Consider the following 21,632-nt stretch of genomic DNA (forward strand, 5'->3'; position numbering starts at 1 on the left):
AAGGAGCTTTATAAAGCCATGGAAAAAGTAAAAGTGATTGGAGCAGGTTTGGCGGGCAGCGAGGCAGCCTGGCAGATTGCCGAGCAAGGCGTAGATGTCATCCTATATGAAATGCGCCCGGTACGCAATACTCCAGCCCACCATACGGATAAATTCGCGGAGCTAGTATGTAGCAATTCGCTTCGCGCCAATTCGCTGACCAATGCGGTCGGCATCTTAAAAGAGGAGATGCGGCATCTCTCATCTATTATTATCCGGTCCGCAGATAATTGTGCGGTGCCCGCAGGAGGAGCGCTTGCAGTAGACCGGCATGAATTTGCCGGTGCGGTGACAGATAGCGTTCGCAACCATCCGCGCATCGAGGTGCGTAACGAGGAGGTTACGGAAATTCCCGATGGGATTGTAGTTATTGCGACCGGTCCGCTGACATCGCCGGATTTATCGAAGCAATTGCAGGAAATAACGGGACAGGAATATCTTTACTTTTACGATGCAGCTGCACCGATTATCGAAAAAGAAACCATTGATATGGAAAAAGTATTTCTCGCTTCTCGCTACGATAAGGGAGAGGCGGCGTACTTGAATTGCCCGATGAATGAAGCGGAATTCAATGCGTTTTATGAAGCGCTTATTACGGCGGAGGAAGTACCGTTAAAAGAATTCGAGAAACAGGTCTTCTTCGAGGGCTGCATGCCTATCGAGGTCATGGCAAAGCGAGGCAAGCAGACTATGCTGTTCGGCCCGATGAAGCCGGTTGGCTTAACCGATCCGCGCACAGGTAAACAGCCATTTGCAGTCGTACAGCTACGTCAGGACAACAGCGCGGGCACACTTTATAATATTGTAGGTTTCCAAACCCATCTCAAGTGGCCTGAACAACGTCGGGTATTCAGTATGATTCCGGGACTTGAGAATGCGGAAATTGTACGCTATGGTGTGATTCACCGCAATACGTTTATCAATTCGCCGCGCTTACTGAAGCCGACATATCAATACAAGGACCGGGATACGCTGTTCTTTGCAGGACAGATGACCGGAGTGGAAGGGTACGTTGAGTCAGCCGCATCCGGGCTCATTGCGGGTATTAATGCCGGAAGGCTTGCACGTGGCCTTGATGCGCTGGTTTTCCCTACAGAGACTGCCATGGGCAGCATGGGGCACTATATTACAACCGCTAACCCGGACAGCTTTCAGCCGATGAACGCGAATTTTGGTTTGTTCCCGCCGCTTGAGAAGAAAATTCGCAATAAAAAAGAACGGTACGAGCAATATGCTGAACGTGCATTGGATAAGATTCAGAATTTTTCCCAGAACGTTCACAATTTAAGTTGCAGTTGATATTTAGGGTATGATATACTAACGACGGTTAAAAGCTAGGGTTACCTTGTTGGGAAATTTTTTGCTGGAAGAATTGCGAACGGGATGCGGTGCTGCCGCGTCCCGTATGCATTGGTACTCGGTTAGGAGGTACACGGATGGAAGGCATGCAGCCTGATACGTTGCTTCTGCTGTTTAAGCAGTACTTGCAGATTGAGAAGAATGCTTCCCCTCTGACAGTTACAAACTATGAGAAGGACATCTTGGCTTTTACAGCGTTTATGAAGCAGCATGGCGTAATGGAATATGCTGCTGTTTCTTATGTCCATGTACGCAGCTATCTTACGGAACTTCATGAAAGAGACTATGCACGGCGCTCCATTGCACGCAAGCTATCCAGTCTGAGAAGCTTTTACCGATTTATGGTACGGGAGGAGATGCTTGAGCATAATCCTTTTACTATGGCGTCGACGCCGAAGCTTGCGAAAAAACTTCCAGGGTTTTTATTCCCAAAAGAAGTCGAGTCGCTGCTTGCATTACCGGATACGACCCGTCCGCTTGGCCGCAGGGACCGGGCGATTCTGGAGATGCTATATGCAAGCGGCATGCGAGTATCGGAGCTAACTGGGCTTACCATACGTTCAGTAGACGTGTCGGCTGGTACTGCATTAGTATTCGGAAAAGGTGCAAAAGAAAGATACGTTCCGCTTGGGGAGCACGCTCTGCGTGCGTATGAGCATTACATACGGGAGGGACGTTCGCTCTTATGCAAGCAACATAAAAATGACGCCTTATTCGTGAACGTTCGAGGAGAGCCGCTGACGGATCGCAGTGTCCGTCGCATCATAAACAAATATGTAGAACAGGCGAGCGAACTGCTGAAAGTAAGCCCGCATACTTTTCGCCATACGTTTGCCACTCATCTGATTGAGAATGGAGCCGATTTACGGAGCGTACAGGAGATGTTGGGGCACGCCAGCATTTCATCAACCCAAATCTACACCCATGTGACGAGAGAGAGAATGCGGCTTGTATACAACCAAGCTCATCCACGGGCGTAAAATAATATAATGGAGGGAACTCGATGGAGATGACCTTTCACGCCACTACGATTTTTGCCGTGCGTCATAACGGAAACGCGGCGATGGCCGGCGACGGTCAGGTTACGCTAGGCAATACGGTAGTGATGAAGCAGACAGCTAAAAAAGTGCGTCGACTGTATCACGGGGAAGTTGTGGCCGGATTTGCCGGTTCCGTAGCAGATGCGATTACGCTGTTTGAAAAGTTCGAAGCCAAGCTTGAAGAATACCACGGTAACCTGCAACGCGCGGCCGTGGAACTGGCAAAAGATTGGCGGTTGGACAAAGTGCTGCGTAAGCTGGAAGCGCTCATGATTGTTATGAATAAAGAGCACATGCTTCTCATCTCGGGAACAGGGGAAATTATCGAACCGGATGATGGCATTCTTGCCATCGGCTCGGGCGGCAACTATGCGCTTGCAGCAGGTCGCGCCCTTAAGCAGCACGCCCCCAACCTGACGGCACGGGAAATCGCCACTGCAGCCCTGACAGCGGCCGCTGATATTTGCGTCTATACGAACCACAATCTGGTTGTCGAAGAAATCAATGAATGACGAGGAGGCTATGCCTTGAAAAATCCTGAACGTTTAACACCCAAACAAATTGTTGAACAACTGGATTATTTTATCGTCGGACAGAAGCAGGCGAAGCGTTCTGTTGCAATCGCCCTGCGTAACCGGTACCGCCGTAGTTTGCTTCCAGACGAGATTCGCGATGAAATCGTACCAAAGAACATTCTGATGATCGGACCAACAGGAGTTGGAAAGACAGAAATTGCCAGAAGGTTAGCTAAGTTAACCGGCGCTCCTTTCATTAAGGTCGAGGCTACGAAATTCACCGAAGTTGGCTATGTCGGCCGCGATGTAGAATCAATGGTTCGAGATCTGGTAGAAACGGCAATTCGTATTGTGAAAGCCGAAAAGACGGAACAGGTAAAAGACAAGGCGGAAACGATGGCGAATGAGCGTATTGTGCACATTCTCGTTCCTGGTAAGCAAAGCGATAAGTCGTATAAAAATCCGCTTGAGATGTTGTTTGGCAATCAGAACACTTATCAGTCCTCGTCTGACGATAGGGAAGATCTTTCATTGTCACAGCAGCGACGCCAGGTAGCACATCAGCTCGCTATGGGACAATTAGAAGACACTGTGATTGAAATTGAAGTCGAAGATGCTGCTCCGCCGATGTTTGATATGTTTTCGGGTTCAGGCATGGATCAAATGGGTATTAATATGCAAGAGATGCTTGGTAATCTTCTGCCTAAAAAAATGAAAAAACGAAAATTGCCGATTCGGGAAGCGCGTAAAGCACTAACCATGCAGGAAGCCCAAAAGCTGATTGATATGGACGAGGTCATTCAGGAGTCTGTAGTACGGGCCGAGCAGAGCGGGATTATTTTCATCGATGAAATCGATAAGATTGCCGGCAAAGAATCGAACTCCGCCCAGGTATCGCGCGAAGGAGTACAGCGGGACATTCTGCCGATTGTAGAAGGCTCTACCATTATGACTAAATACGGTCCTGTAAAAACCGATTATGTGTTATTTGTGGCAGCCGGAGCTTTCCATATGGCGAAGCCATCCGATTTAATTCCGGAGCTACAGGGACGTTTTCCGATTCGCGTGGAGCTTGATAGCTTACGTATAGAGGATTTTGTGCAAATTTTAACCGAGCCGAAAAATGCTTTAACCAAACAATATATTTCTTTATTGGAGACAGAAGGAATAAAAGTTGAATTTTCTGACGATGCTATTAAAGAGATTGCTAAACTTGCAGCCGAGGTGAACCAGAATACGGATAATATCGGTGCCAGGAGACTACATACCATTCTAGAGAAGTTGCTTGAAGACCTGTCATTCGAAGCTTCCGATGTGACGTTGGAGAAAATCATCATCACCCCGGAATATGTAAGAGATAAATTGAAAGGCATCGTAGAAGATCGAGATTTGAGTCGTTATATTTTGTAAACTTTGAAGGAGGAATTACAACAATGGATTTGCTAACAAAAATTCGCCGTATTAACCGCCTGCTGCAGAAGACAGCGGGACATCCGGTAAACTTTATGGAAATGGCGGAAGTGATGAGTGAAATTATCGAGGCTAACATTTTTGTGTTGAGCCGCAAAGGAAAGATTCTTGGCTATGCGAATGCACAGGAAGTAGATAACGAGCGTATTCGCAAGATGCTCGATGAACGTCGCTTCCCGGGAGACTATAGCACGCAATTGCTCCGTTTAGATGAAACGTCCGCGAACCTGGATATTGAGAGCCCGTATACAGCGTTTCCGGTAGAAATGAAAGATTTGTTCAAAAAAGGCTTGACGACGATTGTTCCGGTTGTCGGAGGCGGAGACCGTCTCGGTACACTTGTTCTGGCCCGTGTAAACGAAACGTTTACAGATGATGATTTAGTGCTGGCTGAAGTAGGTGCAACCGTAGTAGGTATGGAGATTCTGCGTGAGCGCGCAGAAGAAATTGAGCAAGAAGCGCGCAGCAAAGCGGTCGTGCAGATGGCCATTGGCTCGCTATCGTATAGTGAATTGGAAGCTGTAGAGCATATTTTCGAAGAGTTGGACGCAAAAGAAGGTTTGCTGGTCGCAAGTAAAATCGCCGACCGCGTAGGCATTACTCGCTCTGTTATCGTAAATGCGCTCCGTAAGCTGGAAAGCGCTGGTGTTATCGAATCGCGTTCGCTCGGAATGAAGGGAACATACATTAAGATCCTGAATGAAAAGCTGCTTCCGGAGCTTGAAAAGTTAAAGACTTCATAGTTGAATATTCATAGCTTCATAACGAAAACATGTTTTTCGTAGTAAAATCCTATTTTATGTCAGGTAACAAAGCCCTATCTTTAAGATAGGGCTTTGTTCGTTTAATACAATCTGCTAATATAAAGATTGTTGTACGAATTACACATAATTTGTCGAATTGGCAGGATTTGATTTTCCTGATATGGAATATTGTAGCTTAAACCACTTCATACCTGTGATGAAAGGGGGAAGAAGGATGCTCTCGACACCAACCATGTCGATTTTTGAAAAAGCGCTTGATGCCGCTACGCTGCGTCAGCGGGCCATTAGTAATAACATTGCGAATGTAGATACGCCTCATTATAGGACTCAATCCGTAGTATTTGAGGATGAACTTCAAAAAGCAATGGCCAAAAGTTCTACTGCATTTACGGCCTATAGGACAAATGAGAAGCATCTGCCTTTTGGCATGGCGTCTCTTCAAGATGTTGGACCAAAGTTGCAGGTGGACAAGGCTGTAGGGCCTATGCAAAATTCCGCGAATAATGTCGATCTGGATTTTGAGATGACGAACCTAGCAAGAAATCAATTATGGTACAACGCACTTGTTCAGCAAGCGAGCGGTCAATACAACAAGCTTCGGACCGTAATAGGAGGGAAATAATTATGGCGCTGTTTGGGAGTTTCGATAGTAGCGCTTCTGCATTGACGGCCAACCGACTGCGAATGGATGTCATTTCAAGCAATATCTCTAATGCGAATACGACGCGAGGAGAATATGTGAACGGTCGATGGCAGCCTTATAAGCGAAAAGTGGCAATCATCGAACCGAAGAAGGAGGCTTCAAGCTTCCAGAATTTCCTTCAGATGGCCGCCAACAAAACAGGCAGAACAGTTACAAATGGCGTACGAGTTACGCGGATTATGGAAGATCGGACGCCGCCGAAAATGATGTACGACCCGACGCATCCAGACGCGGACGCGCGAGGATATGTGGCATTGCCGAACGTAGATATGCTAAAAGAAATGGTAGACTTGATGTCAACAACCAGAGCATACGAATCGAACGTAACAGCGATTAATGCGGCAAAGGCGATGGCGATGAAAGCTTTGGAGATCGGTAAATAAGGGGTGAGAATTATGATAGAAAAAATCGGGATGAATCTTCCGGTAGAAGCAATGCAGGGAGAAGGGAAGCGGGTTTCCCCAACACCTTATGAAGCGACCACCGCTTTTTCCACCTATTTGAAGAATGCGATTCAGGATGTAAACGGGTTACAAAAGGCGAGCGACAAGTTGAACCAAGGATTGGCTACAGGACAGGTTCAAGATATACACCAGGTGATGATTGCCTCGCAGAAGGCTGGCGTAGCAATGGATATGGCCATGCAGGTGCGTAATAAGGCCGTGGAGGCATATCAAGAAATTATGCGAATGCAAATCTAGTAATTTAAAGGCAATTGGCGGGGTGGAGGATGAACGAAAGATTGCAGCAGTGGCGGGAGAAGCTCACAGAGTTTTCGGCCCGTTTCTCAAAAAAACAAAAAATGATGATAGGCGCGATTGCCGCGTTTCTTATTATATCGGCAACTTTAGCAATTTATATAGCCTCCAGACCGACTTATGTGCCCCTTTTTAGCGGCAATTTAACTGAGGTGGATGTGGCTCAGATTAAAACGGAACTGGATGCGACAGGGTACGCCAACTATCAAATTCAAGGAAATAGCGTGCTTGTGCCAGAGAAGGACAAATACAATCTGGCAGCCGACTTAACAGCTAAAGGCGTACCTAAAGGTGAAGGTGTACGTCTGGATATTTTTAGTCAGAATATCGGTATGGGAATGACGGATCGGCAGTTTGATGTAATCGAGCGTGACGCGATGCAGACTCAGCTGGCAGATTTACTGAAAATGGTCGATGGCGTTCGAAATGCCAAAGTCACACTGGTTATGCCTCAAGAAACTGTGTTTGCTCGTGAAAATGAAGAGACAGCGAGCGCCTCGATTGTAGTCGATGTCGAGCCGGGTAAACAGCTGGGACCGCAGCAAATCAACGCCTTGTACAACCTGGTATCCAAAAGCGTGCCCAACTTGCCGAAAGATAAAATCGCCATCATGAACCAGTATAGCGAGATGCTGGAGATGGCAGACGAGGGAGACAACGCTTATTCGCTCGATCAATATGAAAAGCAGCGTAAAATAAAAAAAGACATCGAGACGGATATCCAGAAGAACTTGCAAAACATGCTAGGTACGATTCTGGGCCGTGATAAAGTTTTCGTATACACGTACGTTAAGCTGAATTTTGATAAGACGCAGCGGGAAGAACAGCTCGTCGAGCCGGTAGATAAAGAAAATAATGAAGGAATCATTATTAGTGCAGAAAAGATTCAGGAGACGTATTCAGGCAAAGGCGCATCCGCTGGAGGAACCGCCGGAACAGGTGAAACGCAAATCCCTGGTTATCCGGGCGCTACCGGCGGCGAAAATGTCGAGTCGGAAAAAATAGAGGATCGTGTAAACCGGGAAGTGAACCGGATTAAGCAAAATATTGTCGGTCAGCCATATAAGATTGAGGACATTTCAATCAATGTTGGTGTGGAACCACCAACCGCAGACCAGGCGGATAGCCTGACTGATGAAGTGAAGAAAGATATTGAGCAGATTATCGGCAACGTTGTACGTACATCCCTTTCTTCACAGGGAACGGAGTTCACTGAGGATCAAATTAATCAGCGGGTAAAGGTGTTTGCACAGGCGTTTAACGGTAAGCAGGAAGTGGTAGAGGAAGGAAATAATTGGACCCTTATTATTGTTTCAAGCATCGTAGGACTTCTGCTTATTGTTGCTGTCGTCGTATTCATCATAGTGCGTAGACGGAGAAATGAAGAGGAACAAGCTGTAGCGGAAACGGTACAGACGAAGCCGTTCGAAGTTCCGGAATTGCAGTATGCGGAAGATGGAGAAGAGGTCATCGTGCGCAAACAATTGGAAAAACTGGCAGGCGAGAAGCCGGAAGAGTTCGTCAACCTGCTGCGCACCTGGCTAGCAGACGAATAGGGGTGAGGGATGTAGATGGCACGTCCGTCAAGAGAATTGAGCGGAAGGCAAAAAGCGGCGATTCTTTTAATTTCGCTGGGACCGGAAGTGTCCGCTCAAGTTTTTAAACATTTACGTGAAGAAGAAATTGAACAGCTAACACTTGAAATCGCGAATGTACGAAAAGTAGGGGGCGAGGATAAAGAGTCGGTTTTAACCGAATTCCACCAGATTTGTGTAGCGCAGGAGTATATTTCTCAAGGCGGGATTAATTACGCCAAAGAAATTCTGGAGAAAGCGCTTGGTCAGCAAAAGGCGTTTGATATTATTCACCGTTTAACTGCTCACCTGCAAGTTCGTCCGTTTGATTTTGCACGTAAGGCTGATCCGGGCCAAATTTTAAACTTTATCCAAAATGAGCATCCGCAGACCATCGCTCTTGTTCTTTCCTATTTGGAGCCGGAACAATCGGCGGCCATTCTATCCGCACTTCCTCAGGAAAGGCAGGCGGAGGTGGCGCGGCGCATCGCATTGATGGAAAGTACGTCACCGGACGTAATCAGCCAGGTTGAGAGCGTATTGGAGCAGAAGCTATCTTCTACTGTTGTACAGGATTATACGCAGGCCGGTGGCATCGAATCAGTAGTTAACATGCTTAACAACGTTGATCGAAGCACGGAACGTGTTATTTTGGATACACTTGAGATTCAGGACCCGGAGCTTGCCGAAGAAATCAAGAAAAGAATGTTCGTATTCGAGGATATCGTTGTGCTTGATGACAGATCCATTCAACGCGTTATTCGAGATGTGGAGAATGCAGATCTTATGCTTGCGCTGAAAGTTGCAAACGAGGAAGTACGCGACGTAGTATTCCGCAATATGTCCAAGCGGATGGCGGATACGTTCAGAGAAGAGATGGAATATATGGGACCGGTACGGCTGCGTGATGTAGAAGAAGCGCAGACTCGTATCGTAGCGACGATTCGCCGTCTGGAAGAAGCCGGCGAGATTATTATCGCCCGCGGCGGAGGAGATGAAATCATTGTCTAGGATTATTAAATCCGCTACTTACTCGACAATGGAAAATAAGAAAGTGATACAGTTTCAGCACCAAAAATATATCCGGTTTACAGAAGAACCTGGGGAACTGATGGGTGCAGAGGAACTGAACGAGGCTGTTGATGAGAGCTTATCCATATCCAAAGCTGATGAACTAATAAAAAATGCGGAGGAAGAAGCGGCACGAATCGTCGCGGAAGCCAGGCGTCAGGCAGAGGTTATTGTACAGGAAGCCAGGCAGGAGATTGATGCTTGGTGGAATCAAAAGCGGGTAGAGGATGAGGAAGCACGTCACTTCGCCAAGCAGGAAGGCTATGAGCAGGGAATAGAACACGGCAGAGAAGAGGGGCGTCGTCTCGTATATGAAGAGTATGCGCAAGCTCTTGAACAATCTGCTGCAATTTTGGAAGAGGCGCCAAGTATAAAGCGGCGAATGATTGCAGAGGCTGAATCATTCGTTCTTGACTTAACCATTGAGATTGCTCGAAAGGTTATCGGAGAACAGCTAACGCTCGATAAAGAGAATGTAATTGCGTTAATTCGCAGGGCATTGTCACGTACACAGGAATACAAGTCAGTTACGGTAGCTGTAAGTCCTGATACGTATACGTATGTACAGGAGAACCGGGCCAAGCTGCTTGAAGTTTTAGACAGTCAGGTGGAAATAACGATCATTCCGGATGATTCTGTTACAGATGGCGGAACGGTTATCCGTACGACGATGGGAAGTGTGGATGCAAGGGTGGATGTTCAGCTTGAAGAAATCAAAAAAGCGTTGCAGGCTGTTCTGGCTGATGAAGGTGAATCGTAATCATGCTGCAGTTTGAAAAGTATATTTCCGCTTTGCAACAGGTAGATCCGTTTCGGGTTAACGGGAAGGTTTCGCAAGTCATCGGATTAACGGTAGAGGCCATGGGGCCGAACGTGAAAATTGGAGAAGTATGCCATATTTATCCGGTAGCATCTTCAGTCCCGGTTCCTGCCGAAGTAGTAGGCTTCAAAGACAATAAAGTGCTGCTCATGCCTCTCGGGGAGCTGGGAGCCATTGGCCCTGGCTGTGATGTAGTTGCGACGGGCAAGCCGTTAACTGTGCGAGTAGGTATGGAATTGCTGGGTCAGGTATTGGACGGTAGCGGTAGGTTAATGAACGGGAGTCTTCTATCGAATGCTATGGTAGAGTATCCGGTTGACAGCCAGCCACCTAACCCGCTCTCCCGCCCAAGGATTCGCGAACCTCTTTCTGTAGGTGTACGCGCCATTGACGGATTGCTTACGGTGGGTAAAGGACAGCGCATCGGCATTTTTGCAGGAAGCGGTGTCGGAAAGAGTACCCTGCTCAGTATGATTGCCCGCAATACAGAGGCTGATGTGAACGTAATCGGTCTTATCGGAGAACGTGGCAGGGAAGTGGCTGATTTTATCGAGCGCGACCTTGGCGAAGAAGGGCTGAAACGTTCGGTTGTAGTCGTTGCGACGTCCGATCAACCGGCGCTTATCCGAATAAAAGGAGCATTGCTAACGACAGCTATTGCCGAGTATTTCCGCGATCAGGGACTGAATGTCATGATGATGATGGACTCTGTCACGCGTTTTGCAATGGCGCAGCGGGAAGTAGGACTAGCTATTGGCGAGCCGCCTGCTACTCGTGGATATACACCGTCGGTATTCGCGTTACTTCCGCGACTGCTTGAGAGGGCGGGGACGTCAGCGTCTGGATCGATTACCGCTTTTTATACCGTGCTAGTAGAAGGAGACGATATGAACGATCCGATTGCTGATTCTGTGCGCGGTATTCTCGATGGGCATATTGTTCTTAGCCGAAAAATCGCCCATACAGGGCAGTATCCTGCCATTGACATTTTGGCAAGCGTCAGTCGGGTAATGAAAGAAATCGTTACGCCACAGCACTATGCGGCAGCCAATGAATTAAAGCGATTGATGGCAGTTTATCGTGATGCCGAAGACTTGATTAATATCGGTGCATATAAGAGTGGAGCAAACCGTGATATTGATCAGGCTATTCGATATAAGGATACAATTATGCAGTATACAGGCCAAAGCGTGGATGAACGATCGAATCTTGAAGAATCGATTGAAACGTTAACAGCAACCTTTACTCCAAATTAGGCGGGTGATCACCGTGTCGTTTATTTATTCCTTTCAAAAAATCCTGGATATGAAGGAGAAAGAAAAGGAACAGGCAGAGATTAGCTACAGCAAGTCGATGCAGGCGTTGCACCGTGAACAAAAGCGCCTCTCTGACCTCGTAAAGAATAAACAGCAGGTAGAGGAACGTATGGTTCGGAAAGAAGAAACGATTTCTCTTGCAGAATTGAAAACGAACTATGAGTACGTTGGGCATCTGCAGCGTATGATTGTACAAGCTAATGAGACAAAAGTACAGGCTGAAAAAGACGTAGAGACCAAGCAAGGCATCCTATCGGAGCGGGCGATGGACCAGAAAATATGGGAGAAGCTCAAAGAGCACTCTTTTGAAAAATATAAAGAAAGAATGCTGCAGAGAGAGCAGAAAGAATTGGATGAGATAGCGGTGGCTCGGTATTACAGGCAAAGAGTGAAGCCGCACTAGGGGTGTTTTCATGGAAGAAATAGCAGAAGAGCGTTCATATAGTAGACTGGAATGGTTTTTTTATATCATTTTTATTCCGCTATTATTTACTCTTGTACTTTCAGCTATCATTGCTCAAATGTTTGGGTACAACGTGGTAGGGGTGCTGGCCAAAGAATTGAATCAGATTCCCGTTATTGAAAAATTAATTCCCGATGCCGCGATAGACCGTCCGCCATCCGAGAAAGAAGAAGTGAAGACGGACAAAAAAGACGTGACGGTTGCTGATTTAAAAACACAATTGGCGGTAAAGGAACGGGAAGTTAATGAGCTGAAAAAGAAGGCAGAGCTTGAAGAACAAAAGGCGAAGCGATTGCAGCAGCAGACGCAAATCCAGCAGGGAGATGCCAAAGTATCACAGGAGCAGATGAACGAAGAAAAGCAGAAACAGATTAAAAATCTGGCTAAAGTATATACAACGATGTCTGCCGGGAAAGCGGCCCCTATTATGGAGAAGATGTCTCCCGAAGAGGCGGGTCAGCTTCTGCTTGTCATGAAGCCAGAGGAGCGTTCCGCTATTATGGCAAAAATGGATCCAAAAACAGCGGCAGATTTAACGTTGCTTTTGAAAGAAACCTCCCAGGCTGATTCGAACGATCCTGGCGTACTGCAGCAACGCCTTCTTGAATTGAAATACAATGCGTCCATACGGGAATTGGCTGCTTCGATTTCAAGTATGCAGCCGACAAACGCAGCTAATTTGATAGAAAGACTATTTACATCGGATGAAAGAAAGGCTGTTCTTGTCCTATCACAGATGGAAGCCGGACAGCGTGGACAAATTTTATCGAAGCTAGCGGAAAATAAGAGCCGTGCAGCACTTGCGGCAAAAATTAGTCAAAAGTTGTTAACGAATTAACTACGAAAAGCCATTGTATTTTTCATATCATTTTCTTATATTTAGCTTTGAAAGGAGGTGAAAAAATTGACAACGGTACAAGTGAATGGAAGTCTTCCTATTACGAAAGCACCTTCCCGCCCTACAGGTACAAGCAATTCTGTTGCCTCTGCTACTTCATTTGCTAGGGAAATGCAAACGGCATTAAATGAAGGCCCCAAGGAAGCGCCAGATGCTCTAGCATCTGCTGAAAAAACAGAGGCTGACTCTCTATTGCAGATGCTGGAAAATCTGTTGAACACCGTAACAGATATAGTGAAGCAGGTAGAAGAGAATCAGGATGTGTTAAAAGATGGCGAGATTCCTGAAGAGCTGTATGCAGCTTTGCAGCAAATCTATCAGTTACTGCAACAGATGAACCTAGGAAAACAGGGTGAGCAAGGTAAAGGGACAGGCGAGTGGCTACAGAACGTATTCTCTCCTATCCAGCAGCAGGGAATTTCTAATACAGAAGAAGAGCCGTTTTCTATTCTTAACATGGAGCAAAAAGTAAAGGATATATTAAATCTGCTAAAAGGAAAGAATGCTGATTCGTTGCCACGTGATTTTACAAGCAGGTTACAGACAGTACTTTCGCAAGTAGAGAACGTGAGCCAGCTTGCACAGGATACGACTGTCAAGAATGCAAATGCTACTCCTATTAATGGGGCAATAACTCAGTCTAATGCTTTATCTGTAAAGGAAACAGTGCAGACAGAGGGAGCAGTAACTCCTATATCTGATGCTTCTGTACCGGAAGAGGGAACGGTAACGAAGGCGATGCATCATCAGCTACAGGAAAATGTTCCGAATGTAAAGCTTGAGGGGACTGCAACAGCACGCAATGCAAATGTGTCGCTCGTTCCAGCTCGTTTCTTCGCAAATGAGATGGAAACATACATTGTAAAGCAGGTTCAGCTGAATCGTGGTACCGGAGCGATGGAAACCACCTTGCGTCTCTTTCCAGAGAATCTGGGGCGGGTTGACGTGCGGATTACTGCCTTGAACGGAGCGATTACCGCACATTTTGTTACCAGTCAGGTGGCGGGAAAAGAAGCGATTGAGCAGCAATTGCATCAATTACGGCACGCATTAATACAACAGGGTTTGAATGTAGAGAAAATCGAGGTTTCATACATTACTACCACAACAAGTGAGCAATCAAGCGCTGATTTGCTTCAGCAGGGAAAGGGCAATTCACAGCAGCAGCAAAAAGGTGAGGAAGAACAATCTGCCGAAGAAGCTGAGTTTAACTTGGCAGAACTGTTAGGTGAAGACATACCTGAACCTGATGAGACAGTGAGCTAATACATCGAAGAAAGGAGGAATAAGAGCATGTCTGTCAGCGATATCAATCAGTATAAAAGCGCTGTTTCACCCAATCAGGCAAACGCCAAATCAAATACAAAATCGTTTATGGATAACACAACGATGGGGAAAGAAGCTTTCCTTCGCTTGCTGGTCACGCAAATGCAGAACCAGGACCCAACGCAACCGTTGCAGGATAGGGAGCTTATCGCGCAGTTGACCCAGTTCAGTACGCTGGAGCAGATGACGAATTTGAACGATATGTTTTCTGTATTTGTTTCTTCTTTTGTAGAAACTCAATACGTTGGTGGATTATCAACCATGATCGGTAAGAAAATAACATGGACCGAACGTGTAGAAGAGACGAATGAGGCTGGCGAGAAAACCTGGAAAGAAGTACCGAAGGAAGGGATTGTAGCGGCTGTCAGCTTTAAAAATGGCAAAGTACAATTGGTTATGCAGGACGGTACGAAGATGGATATGAATTTAGTAGAAAGCATAACGGACCCATCTGCACCGCCAATTGAGAAGCCGGATGAAAAACCTGGACAAACAGAGGACGGGAAGCAGCCTGAAGGGGACGGAGAAAAAACGCCGCCTGTAGATGATTCCAAGGAAGAAAGCACCGAGTCAACGAATGAAGGTGGCGGAGCATGAACCATATTAAAGCCGGACATATCTTTTATCCACAAACATTAACACCGGCAGCACCGAAAAAGAAAGAAAATCAGGCAGCCACTTCATTTAATACAGTATTTCAGCAGAAGCTGGAGGAAACAAAGACTTCTATTGATTTTTCTAATCATGCCCTGCAACGGTTGGAGAAGCGCGGAATTTCATTAAGCAACGAAGACATTGCCAAGTTGACTGGTGCCGTAGAGAAGGCGCAGGCCAAAGGGGCAAAGGAATCGCTTGTACTGATGAATGATGTTGCATATATCGTTAGCGTGCCGAATAGGAAAGTCATTACGGCGGTGGATGGACCGTCGATGCAGGAGAATGTGTTTACAAATATTGATAGTGCAATCATTGTATAATAGCAATTCAAATAATAATAGAAAGAGCCGGACCTTACCGAGGAGGCTCTGTGCCGCTGACTGATTGACGCGGTACGCAAAATAAGGAGGAAAATGAAATGTTACGTTCCATGTATTCAGGTATTGGTGGTATGCGCGGCTTTCAAACAAAATTAGACGTAATCGGTAACAATATTGCTAATGTAAATACGACTGGCTTCAAGAAAAGCCGGGTAATGTTTCAGGATATTCTAAGCCAGTCAATGGCAGGGGGAAGTGCTGGTACAACCGGTGTAAATGGCACGGGTGGAACAAATCCTAAGCAGGTTGGGCTTGGCTCGACCATTGCAACCATTGATACGATTCATAAAGGAGGAAACCTACAGACGACGATCAAGCAGTCTGATGTGGGAATTGAAGGAAATGGCTATTTTATCGTAAAGGATGCCTCAGGAGAAACATTTTTAACTCGTGACGGTAACTTCCATTTTGATGATGTAGGAAATTTGGTCACTGCTAATGGTATGCTCGTGCTTAATAGTAACAGCAGCCCAATCAGTATACCTGCTGATGTTAAAGAGTACTCAATCGGAGTAGATGGAAAAATTACTTATACGCAAAAGGATGGGAAGGTAGTAAAAGATGGTCCTGTTATTGGTTTAGCAATGGTAGCAAATCCAGATGGACTGGAGAAAGCAGGAATGAATACGTATAAGTATAACTCGCCAGCTGCCGGGACCCCGACCGTTGGAGCGCCAAAATCAGGGGCATATGGTATTCTTCGTTCCAGCATGCTGGAAATGTCCAACGTCGACCTGTCTGAAGAATTCACTGAAATGATTGTCGCACAGCGCGGCTTTCAGGCCAACTCTCGTATTATCACAACATCCGACTCAATCCTTGAAGAACTAGTAAACCTCAAACGCTAGAGTTATATCAATTACACTTGGTATCTTGACATCTGCCAGGTGGTTGGACATAGGAAAAAGAAGAAGTGGATGGATGTGTTTTTTCCAAATTCTGATTTTCTCTTTCTTTTCCTGCCTCCTGCCACAAAAGCATATTAATATAGTAAACAAGGTATAGAAGGGGAGGAATTGCTCCTCCCCTATTTTATGGGATAAGAAAGTATATGTCGCTGTAAAGCAGGAAAGCGACATCTGCTTTCTTCCGAACGTATAACTTGAAAAACTCGCGAGGCATGTGCCAAACGCTGCTTTTTCCTGTGGAGCGCGTGGCACGACGGGCGAAAAAGACTGACAACTGTCTCCTTCACTTGGGATACCCAGATGTTTTGTCGGTCCGCCTCAAGGGACACAAAGCGGCCGTTTGGCTTCGTTGTAGAAAAAGGACGAGCGGCAATGCCCGCAAGTTTTTCTTAAATGGGGGGATATCGATGGTTCGCCTGACTCGTTTAAATGGAAAAGAATACGTGGTGAACGCCCTGCTTATCGAGAGTCTTGAAGCCACTCCCGACACCATGATCACGCTTGTCAACGGAAAGAAATTTGTCATTAAGGAATCAATTCCTGAAGTGCTTTCCGCCCTCAAACAATTTTACAAAGAAATCAACGCGGTAAAAATTTCCGCGATGCAAGATAGAGAGATAAAAAACGGAGGGGTGGAAGATGTTTAAAAATCGATTGATAAATATCGCACTTATTATTCTCATGGCTATTACCTTAATCGGCGTTGTTATGTTCATTATATGGCAGTCATATTTAAAGCAGCCTGCCGATCCTGCTGCCGTTAACGGCCAGCAGGTGGAAAAAAAGATAAGCGCCGAGGAACTCGAAAAAGTCACACTGGAAACAGAAGAGATTCGTACGAATTTGCTGACTGGAGATTTGATTTTGGCTAAATTCGCCGTCCAGGCAGAGAATGAGAAGGTAAAAAAGGAGCTCGAGTTGCGCAAGCCGCAAGTCGTACATACCGTTATTAAAACCCTCTCCGCTATGAAGCCGGAAGAAGTTCAGGGACCAAAAGGTATGGAGAGAGTAGAATCTGCAATAAAAACGGAGCTAAATAAATTGCTCGAAAAAGGAAAAATAGTCGATGTCATTACAACACATAAAATCGTCGACATATAAAATATAGCATATACATTTATTGTAAAGTCCAGGATAAGGGGGTGACACTTATGACAGAGGTATTATCACAGGCTGAAATAGATGCCTTGCTGGACGCGATTTCCTCCGGTGAAATGAACGCGGAAGAACTGAAGAAAGAAGAGATGGAGAGAAAAGTAAAGTCATATGATTTCAAGCGTGCACTTCGCTTCTCCAAAGACCAAATTCGTACGTTAACCCGCATCCATGAGAATTACGCCAGATTGCTGACAACGTACTTTTCGGCTCAGTTGCGTACATTTGTCCAAATAAGTGTTGCATCTGTTGACCAGCTTCCTTACGAAGAATTTATCCGTTCCATTCCGAAAATGACCATTCTCAATATTTTTGAAGCTGAACCGCTGGAAGGCAGAATGGTAATGGAAATCAATCCGAACATTGCATATGCGATGCTCGAACGTCTGCTGGGCGGCCAGGGAGTGGCCCCGAATAAAGTCGGTGCTCTTACAGAGATCGAGACGACCATCATGGAACGAATTTTTAGCAGGGCATTATACAATTTTGCAGAAGCCTGGAAGACCGTTATCGAAATTGAGCCGGAACTGGATCTCCTGGAAGTAAATCCGCAGTTTATGCAGATTGTTTCCCCGAATGAAACCGTTGCGGTTATCTCCTTCAGTACGAAAATCGGCGAAACGACGGGAATGATTAATTTATGTCTTCCGCATGTCGTACTTGAGCCATTGATGGTAAAATTGTCTGCTCATTATTGGCTATCTACACAGAAAAAAGTACGCAATGAGCACGAAATGCAAATTCTCGAGGAGAGGGTTCGTACGGCGAAGCTTCCGGTTATCGCAGAGCTTGGTACTTCCGCCATTTCTGTTGGCGAATTTCTACATCTAACCGTAGGTGATGTCATTCAGTTGGAGCAGCGTACAGAGGATATGGTGAAGGTGCGGGTCGGGCAGAAAACGAAATATCTTGCACGTCCAGGTACATCAAGAGGCCGAGCAGCAGTATCGATTGAAAACGTATTGGAGGAAGAGGTGGAAGAGGATGAGTAAGGAGATGTTATCGCAGGAAGAGATTGATGCCTTGCTGCGACAAAATGACTTAGAGGATGACTTGGACGAGGAAGGTAGCAAAAGTAATCCTATTATCGATGATTATCTTTCTCCGCTGGAGCAGGATGCGCTTGGCGAGATTGGAAATATAACGTTTGGCAGCGCTGCAACGGCTTTGTCCAGCTTGCTTGGACAAGCGACAGATATTACAACACCAAAGGTGGGCGTTATCCGGCGTGAAGAAGTACAAGACCAGTTTCCGCATCCGTATGTAGCGGTCCATGTGGAATATACCGAAGGGTTTCAAGGCATCAACCTGCTGGTAATCCGAAAGGAAGATGCGCAGATTATTGCAGATTTGATGATGGGCGGAGACGGCAGCGCGCCGCCAGAAGACTTATCGGAAATTCATCTGAGTGCTGTACAAGAAGCGATGAACCAGATGATGGGATCGGCAGCTACATCTATGTCTACCATTTTTAATAAGCTGGTAAATATTTCTCCGCCTGGCATCGATATGATGGACTTGAAGCAGGGACAGGGTGTTGAGAATATTCCGCAAGATGATATTTTAGTAAAGGTATCATTTCGTTTGAAGGTTGGAAGTTTAATTGATTCAAACATTATGCAGCTTATTCCTGTACCGTTTGCACGTTCGCTTGTGGCTAACCTTCTCGGAGGCATGACAGAAGATGCGCCACCTACAGCCCCTGAGGCGACTTCACAGACAAGTGCTATGCCTGAGCCTGCCTATACCGCCGCTTCGGGCAAGGGTGCTATGCCGTCCGGACAGGAGGAACTGTCACAACCACATCAAGCACCACCGCAGCAGCCAATGTATCAACAGCCGCCAGGATATCCGGGAGGTATGCCGCCGTATCCACAGCAGCCGATGTACCAACAGCCACCGGGATATCCGGGAGTGCCGCCGTATCCGCAGCAGCCAATGTATCAGCAACCATATCAGGCACAGCAGCAGCCGGCCTATAATGAACATCAGCCGCCGACCAACGTACAGCCGGTTCAATTCTCGTCATTTGATGCAAACTCTGTGCCACAAGGAAATCCGCAAAACTTAGGAATGCTTTTGGACATTCCACTCAAGGTAACTGTAGAATTAGGTCGTACGAAAAAACAAATCAAGGATATTCTTGATTTGTCGCCTGGTTCCATTCTTGAGTTAGATAAACTAGCCGGAGAGCCAGTTGATATTCTTGTGAACAATAAGCTGATTGCCAAAGGTGAAGTTGTCGTTATTGATGAGAATTTCGGTGTTCGTGTTACTGACATTCTTAGCCAATGGGATCGTATTCAAAAACTACAATAAAAAAAGCTATCAATTAAGGGGGAAATCATATGAGCAATAGAGTACTTATCGTAGATGACGCAGCATTCATGAGAATGATGATTAAAGAAATCCTTTCCAAAAATGGCTATGATGTGGTGGGGGAAGCGAGTGACGGGGCACAGGCTATCGAAAAATACCAGGAGCTTAACCCGGATTTGGTAACGATGGATATTACGATGCCTGAGATGGATGGAATCACTGCCTTAAAAGAAATCAAAAAGATAAATCCGTCTGCCAAAGTCATTATGTGTTCGGCAATGGGACAGCAGGCTATGGTCATTGACGCCATTCAGGCAGGTGCAAAAGATTTTATTGTGAAACCGTTCCAGGCAGACCGTGTTATCGAAGCCATTAATAAGACGCTCGCATAAGAGGGAAGCGCGAAGAACGCTATCGGACAGGAAGCAGTTCAAGAGAAAGGGTTTTTGCAATGAGAAACGGAAATATCCGAACGATTGGCGTTTTTGCTTCGTTTTTGTTAGTGAGCCAGCATGCTAAATTGGCGATGGCCAGTGTGTCGATTCCAAGTGAGCCTTCATCTAAGGAAGTCGAGTTAGCGTCGCAAACGCCGTCCATGTTGCCGCTGCTGCTGCAGACGGTATTTGCTCTTGCTTTGATTGTAGCGATTATTTATTTTCTGTTGCGTTTTGTAGGCAGACGTTCACAAACCTTTTTTGGCAGAACGGGTATTCGTACATTGGGTGGCTGTTCGTTAGGCCCGCAAAAATCGCTGCAAATTGTTCAAATTGGCTCTGCACTCTATATTGTCGGAGTCGGGGAGAATATCACATTGCTACGCTGTATTGATTCTTCGGAAGAAGTCAGTGAATTACTTGATACGCTGGAATCAAAATCCGAATCTTTTGGAATGGCTACGCCATCGTTTGGAGAGTGGGTAAACCGCTTCCTGAAAAAGGAGAAAGCGGATAAGGAAGCAGACGTAACTGCCGCTTTTCAAATGAAAATGGAAGAAGCACGCAAACGCCGGCAAAGTATGGAGAAAGAACTGTTTACGGACGGAGAGAAGGAAGACGAGAAATGAAACGGTTTTATATACTACTGAGTCTGCTCTTGTGCTCATGGATGCTTCTGCCTGGACAAAGTTTCGCTGCGCAGGTGCCGATACCAGGCCTGGATATTAATATAGGCACATCGAACAAACCGGAGGATGTTTCGCTTACACTGCAGATTCTGCTCTTGTTTACTGTGTTGTCGCTGGCGCCTTCCATTCTAATCATGATGACGTGTTTTACGCGCATCGTCATCGTGCTTTCTTTTACACGGACAGCCTTATCCACGCAGCAGGCTCCACCTACTCAAGTGCTGATAGGATTGGCTTTATTTTTAACTTTCTTTATTATGGCTCCAACGTTTTCAGAGGTAAACAATCAAGCGTTGCAGCCGTACTTTAAAAAACAGATTACGCAGGAGCAGGCCGTGGAGAAAGCCGTTCTGCCATTTAAAAACTTTATGGTTAAGCACACGAGAGGAAAAGACTTGAACCTGTTTCTTGAATATACAAAGGCGCCGAAGCCGAAAACGGTAAAAGATATTCCGCTTACTGCTCTCGTGCCAGCTTATGCGATTAGCGAATTAAAAACCGCGCTGCAAATCGGGTTCATGATTTTTATTCCATTTCTCGTTATCGATATGGTAGTGGCAAGCGTACTGATGGCGATGGGGATGATGATGCTACCGCCTGTTATGATTTCCCTTCCGTTTAAAATTTTGCTATTCATTCTGGTAGACGGCTGGTATCTTGTCGTTAAGTCGTTGTTACTAAGCTTTCAATGAGGTGAGAAGGGGTGTCGCAGGAATTTATCATTTCGCTTGCACAGCAAGCTGTATTCGTCGTGCTGTTAACGAGCGCGCCATTGGTTGGTATTGCATTGATTGCCGGGTTGATTGTGAGTATTTTTCAGGCTACAACATCCATTCAGGAAGCGACGCTTGCATTCGTACCAAAAATCGTTGCGACACTGTTAGCACTCGTTATTTTTGGTCCCTGGATGCTTAGCCATTTGCAAGAGTTTACCTCTAATATTTTAAGCAATCTTTATAAATTTATAGGATAAT

General features: G+C 46.0%; 26 protein-coding genes. All 26 read left to right on the forward strand.

Annotated features, from left to right (window positions below; translation table 11 throughout):
* Nucleotides 1-18: 18 nt before the first annotated feature.
* The 26 genes from trmFO (at nucleotide 19) to fliQ (ending at nucleotide 21,631) form a co-directional block, all read left to right on the forward strand.
* Entirely contained in the window at nucleotides 19-1,338 is a 1,320-nt protein-coding gene (gene trmFO, locus AF333_RS09965) for an FADH(2)-oxidizing methylenetetrahydrofolate--tRNA-(uracil(54)-C(5))-methyltransferase TrmFO (RefSeq protein ID WP_043065994.1), read from the forward strand.
* Nucleotides 1,339-1,484: 146 nt separating this feature from the next.
* Nucleotides 1,485-2,378: a tyrosine recombinase XerC gene (xerC, locus tag AF333_RS09970; RefSeq protein ID WP_407638673.1), complete on the forward strand. Its 894-nt coding sequence runs from the start codon at nucleotides 1,485-1,487 to the stop codon at nucleotides 2,376-2,378.
* A gap of 23 nt (nucleotides 2,379-2,401) precedes the next feature.
* Nucleotides 2,402-2,950 carry an ATP-dependent protease subunit HslV gene (gene hslV / locus AF333_RS09975; protein WP_043065992.1) on the forward strand — a complete coding sequence of 183 codons (549 nt, stop codon included), beginning with the start codon at nucleotides 2,402-2,404 and terminating at the stop codon, nucleotides 2,948-2,950.
* A 15-nt stretch (nucleotides 2,951-2,965) separates the two neighbouring features.
* The gene (gene hslU / locus AF333_RS09980; protein ID WP_043065991.1) at nucleotides 2,966-4,363 is read left to right on the forward strand and encodes an ATP-dependent protease ATPase subunit HslU; all 1,398 of its coding nucleotides are present in this window, start codon (nucleotides 2,966-2,968) and stop codon (nucleotides 4,361-4,363) included.
* 23 nt (nucleotides 4,364-4,386) lie between these two features.
* Nucleotides 4,387-5,166, forward strand: a complete 780-nt coding sequence (codY, locus tag AF333_RS09985) for a GTP-sensing pleiotropic transcriptional regulator CodY (protein ID WP_043065990.1) — start codon at nucleotides 4,387-4,389, stop codon at nucleotides 5,164-5,166.
* 235 nt (nucleotides 5,167-5,401) lie between these two features.
* A complete protein-coding gene (flgB, locus tag AF333_RS09990; protein WP_043065989.1) occupies nucleotides 5,402-5,809 on the forward strand; it encodes a flagellar basal body rod protein FlgB in 408 nt (135 codons plus the stop codon).
* A gap of 2 nt (nucleotides 5,810-5,811) precedes the next feature.
* Nucleotides 5,812-6,273 carry a flagellar basal body rod protein FlgC gene (flgC, locus tag AF333_RS09995; protein ID WP_043065988.1) on the forward strand — a complete coding sequence of 154 codons (462 nt, stop codon included), beginning with the start codon at nucleotides 5,812-5,814 and terminating at the stop codon, nucleotides 6,271-6,273.
* A 12-nt stretch (nucleotides 6,274-6,285) separates the two neighbouring features.
* The gene (gene fliE / locus AF333_RS10000) at nucleotides 6,286-6,591 is read left to right on the forward strand and encodes a flagellar hook-basal body complex protein FliE (RefSeq protein WP_043065987.1); all 306 of its coding nucleotides are present in this window, start codon (nucleotides 6,286-6,288) and stop codon (nucleotides 6,589-6,591) included.
* Nucleotides 6,592-6,620: 29 nt separating this feature from the next.
* Complete coding sequence (fliF, locus tag AF333_RS10005; protein ID WP_043065986.1) at nucleotides 6,621-8,204, forward strand: flagellar basal-body MS-ring/collar protein FliF; 1,584 nt, start codon at nucleotides 6,621-6,623, stop codon at nucleotides 8,202-8,204.
* Between the two features lie 15 nt (nucleotides 8,205-8,219).
* The gene (fliG, locus tag AF333_RS10010) at nucleotides 8,220-9,233 is read left to right on the forward strand and encodes a flagellar motor switch protein FliG (RefSeq protein ID WP_043065985.1); all 1,014 of its coding nucleotides are present in this window, start codon (nucleotides 8,220-8,222) and stop codon (nucleotides 9,231-9,233) included.
* Complete coding sequence (locus AF333_RS10015) at nucleotides 9,226-10,053, forward strand: FliH/SctL family protein (protein ID WP_052812079.1); 828 nt, start codon at nucleotides 9,226-9,228, stop codon at nucleotides 10,051-10,053. The genes fliG and AF333_RS10015 overlap by 8 nt, the downstream gene beginning before the upstream one ends.
* 2 nt (nucleotides 10,054-10,055) lie before the next feature.
* The gene (gene fliI / locus AF333_RS10020; RefSeq protein ID WP_043065983.1) at nucleotides 10,056-11,369 is read left to right on the forward strand and encodes a flagellar protein export ATPase FliI; all 1,314 of its coding nucleotides are present in this window, start codon (nucleotides 10,056-10,058) and stop codon (nucleotides 11,367-11,369) included.
* 13 nt (nucleotides 11,370-11,382) lie between these two features.
* Complete coding sequence (fliJ, locus tag AF333_RS10025; RefSeq protein WP_043065982.1) at nucleotides 11,383-11,832, forward strand: flagellar export protein FliJ; 450 nt, start codon at nucleotides 11,383-11,385, stop codon at nucleotides 11,830-11,832.
* Nucleotides 11,833-11,842: 10 nt separating this feature from the next.
* Nucleotides 11,843-12,730, forward strand: a complete 888-nt coding sequence (locus tag AF333_RS10030; protein WP_043065981.1) for a MotE family protein — start codon at nucleotides 11,843-11,845, stop codon at nucleotides 12,728-12,730.
* Nucleotides 12,731-12,796: 66 nt separating this feature from the next.
* Entirely contained in the window at nucleotides 12,797-14,056 is a 1,260-nt protein-coding gene (locus AF333_RS10035; RefSeq protein WP_043065980.1) for a flagellar hook-length control protein FliK, read from the forward strand.
* A gap of 27 nt (nucleotides 14,057-14,083) precedes the next feature.
* Nucleotides 14,084-14,713 carry a flagellar hook capping FlgD N-terminal domain-containing protein gene (locus AF333_RS10040; protein WP_052812078.1) on the forward strand — a complete coding sequence of 210 codons (630 nt, stop codon included), beginning with the start codon at nucleotides 14,084-14,086 and terminating at the stop codon, nucleotides 14,711-14,713.
* Nucleotides 14,710-15,093: a TIGR02530 family flagellar biosynthesis protein gene (locus tag AF333_RS10045; RefSeq protein ID WP_043065979.1), complete on the forward strand. Its 384-nt coding sequence runs from the start codon at nucleotides 14,710-14,712 to the stop codon at nucleotides 15,091-15,093. The genes AF333_RS10040 and AF333_RS10045 overlap by 4 nt, the downstream gene beginning before the upstream one ends.
* 98 nt (nucleotides 15,094-15,191) lie before the next feature.
* Nucleotides 15,192-16,001 (forward strand): flagellar basal body rod protein FlgG, encoded by an 810-nt coding sequence (gene flgG / locus AF333_RS10050; RefSeq protein WP_043065978.1) that lies wholly within the window; start codon nucleotides 15,192-15,194, stop codon nucleotides 15,999-16,001.
* A 467-nt stretch (nucleotides 16,002-16,468) separates the two neighbouring features.
* Nucleotides 16,469-16,708, forward strand: a complete 240-nt coding sequence (locus tag AF333_RS10060) for a flagellar FlbD family protein (protein WP_043065976.1) — start codon at nucleotides 16,469-16,471, stop codon at nucleotides 16,706-16,708.
* The gene (locus AF333_RS10065) at nucleotides 16,701-17,162 is read left to right on the forward strand and encodes a flagellar basal body-associated FliL family protein (RefSeq protein ID WP_043065975.1); all 462 of its coding nucleotides are present in this window, start codon (nucleotides 16,701-16,703) and stop codon (nucleotides 17,160-17,162) included. The genes AF333_RS10060 and AF333_RS10065 overlap by 8 nt, the downstream gene beginning before the upstream one ends.
* Before the next feature lie 50 nt (nucleotides 17,163-17,212).
* Nucleotides 17,213-18,208 (forward strand): flagellar motor switch protein FliM, encoded by a 996-nt coding sequence (fliM, locus tag AF333_RS10070; RefSeq protein WP_043065974.1) that lies wholly within the window; start codon nucleotides 17,213-17,215, stop codon nucleotides 18,206-18,208.
* Nucleotides 18,201-19,535 carry a flagellar motor switch phosphatase FliY gene (gene fliY, locus AF333_RS10075; RefSeq protein WP_043065973.1) on the forward strand — a complete coding sequence of 445 codons (1,335 nt, stop codon included), beginning with the start codon at nucleotides 18,201-18,203 and terminating at the stop codon, nucleotides 19,533-19,535. Before fliM ends, fliY begins: the two co-directional genes overlap by 8 nt.
* Before the next feature lie 29 nt (nucleotides 19,536-19,564).
* Nucleotides 19,565-19,927, forward strand: coding sequence for a response regulator (locus AF333_RS10080; protein WP_043065972.1), 363 nt, complete (start codon nucleotides 19,565-19,567; stop codon nucleotides 19,925-19,927).
* Between the two features lie 59 nt (nucleotides 19,928-19,986).
* Entirely contained in the window at nucleotides 19,987-20,598 is a 612-nt protein-coding gene (locus AF333_RS10085) for a FliO/MopB family protein (protein WP_043065971.1), read from the forward strand.
* Nucleotides 20,595-21,350 carry a flagellar type III secretion system pore protein FliP gene (gene fliP / locus AF333_RS10090; protein WP_043065970.1) on the forward strand — a complete coding sequence of 252 codons (756 nt, stop codon included), beginning with the start codon at nucleotides 20,595-20,597 and terminating at the stop codon, nucleotides 21,348-21,350. The genes AF333_RS10085 and fliP overlap by 4 nt, the downstream gene beginning before the upstream one ends.
* Before the next feature lie 11 nt (nucleotides 21,351-21,361).
* On the forward strand, nucleotides 21,362-21,631 hold the full coding sequence (gene fliQ, locus AF333_RS10095; RefSeq protein ID WP_043065969.1) for a flagellar biosynthesis protein FliQ: 270 nt from the start codon (nucleotides 21,362-21,364) through the stop codon (nucleotides 21,629-21,631).
* The last annotated feature ends 1 nt before the right edge of the window (nucleotide 21,632 follow it).

It is taken from the genome of Aneurinibacillus migulanus, from assembly GCF_001274715.1.
GTDB classification, from domain to species: domain Bacteria; phylum Bacillota; class Bacilli; order Aneurinibacillales; family Aneurinibacillaceae; genus Aneurinibacillus; species Aneurinibacillus migulanus.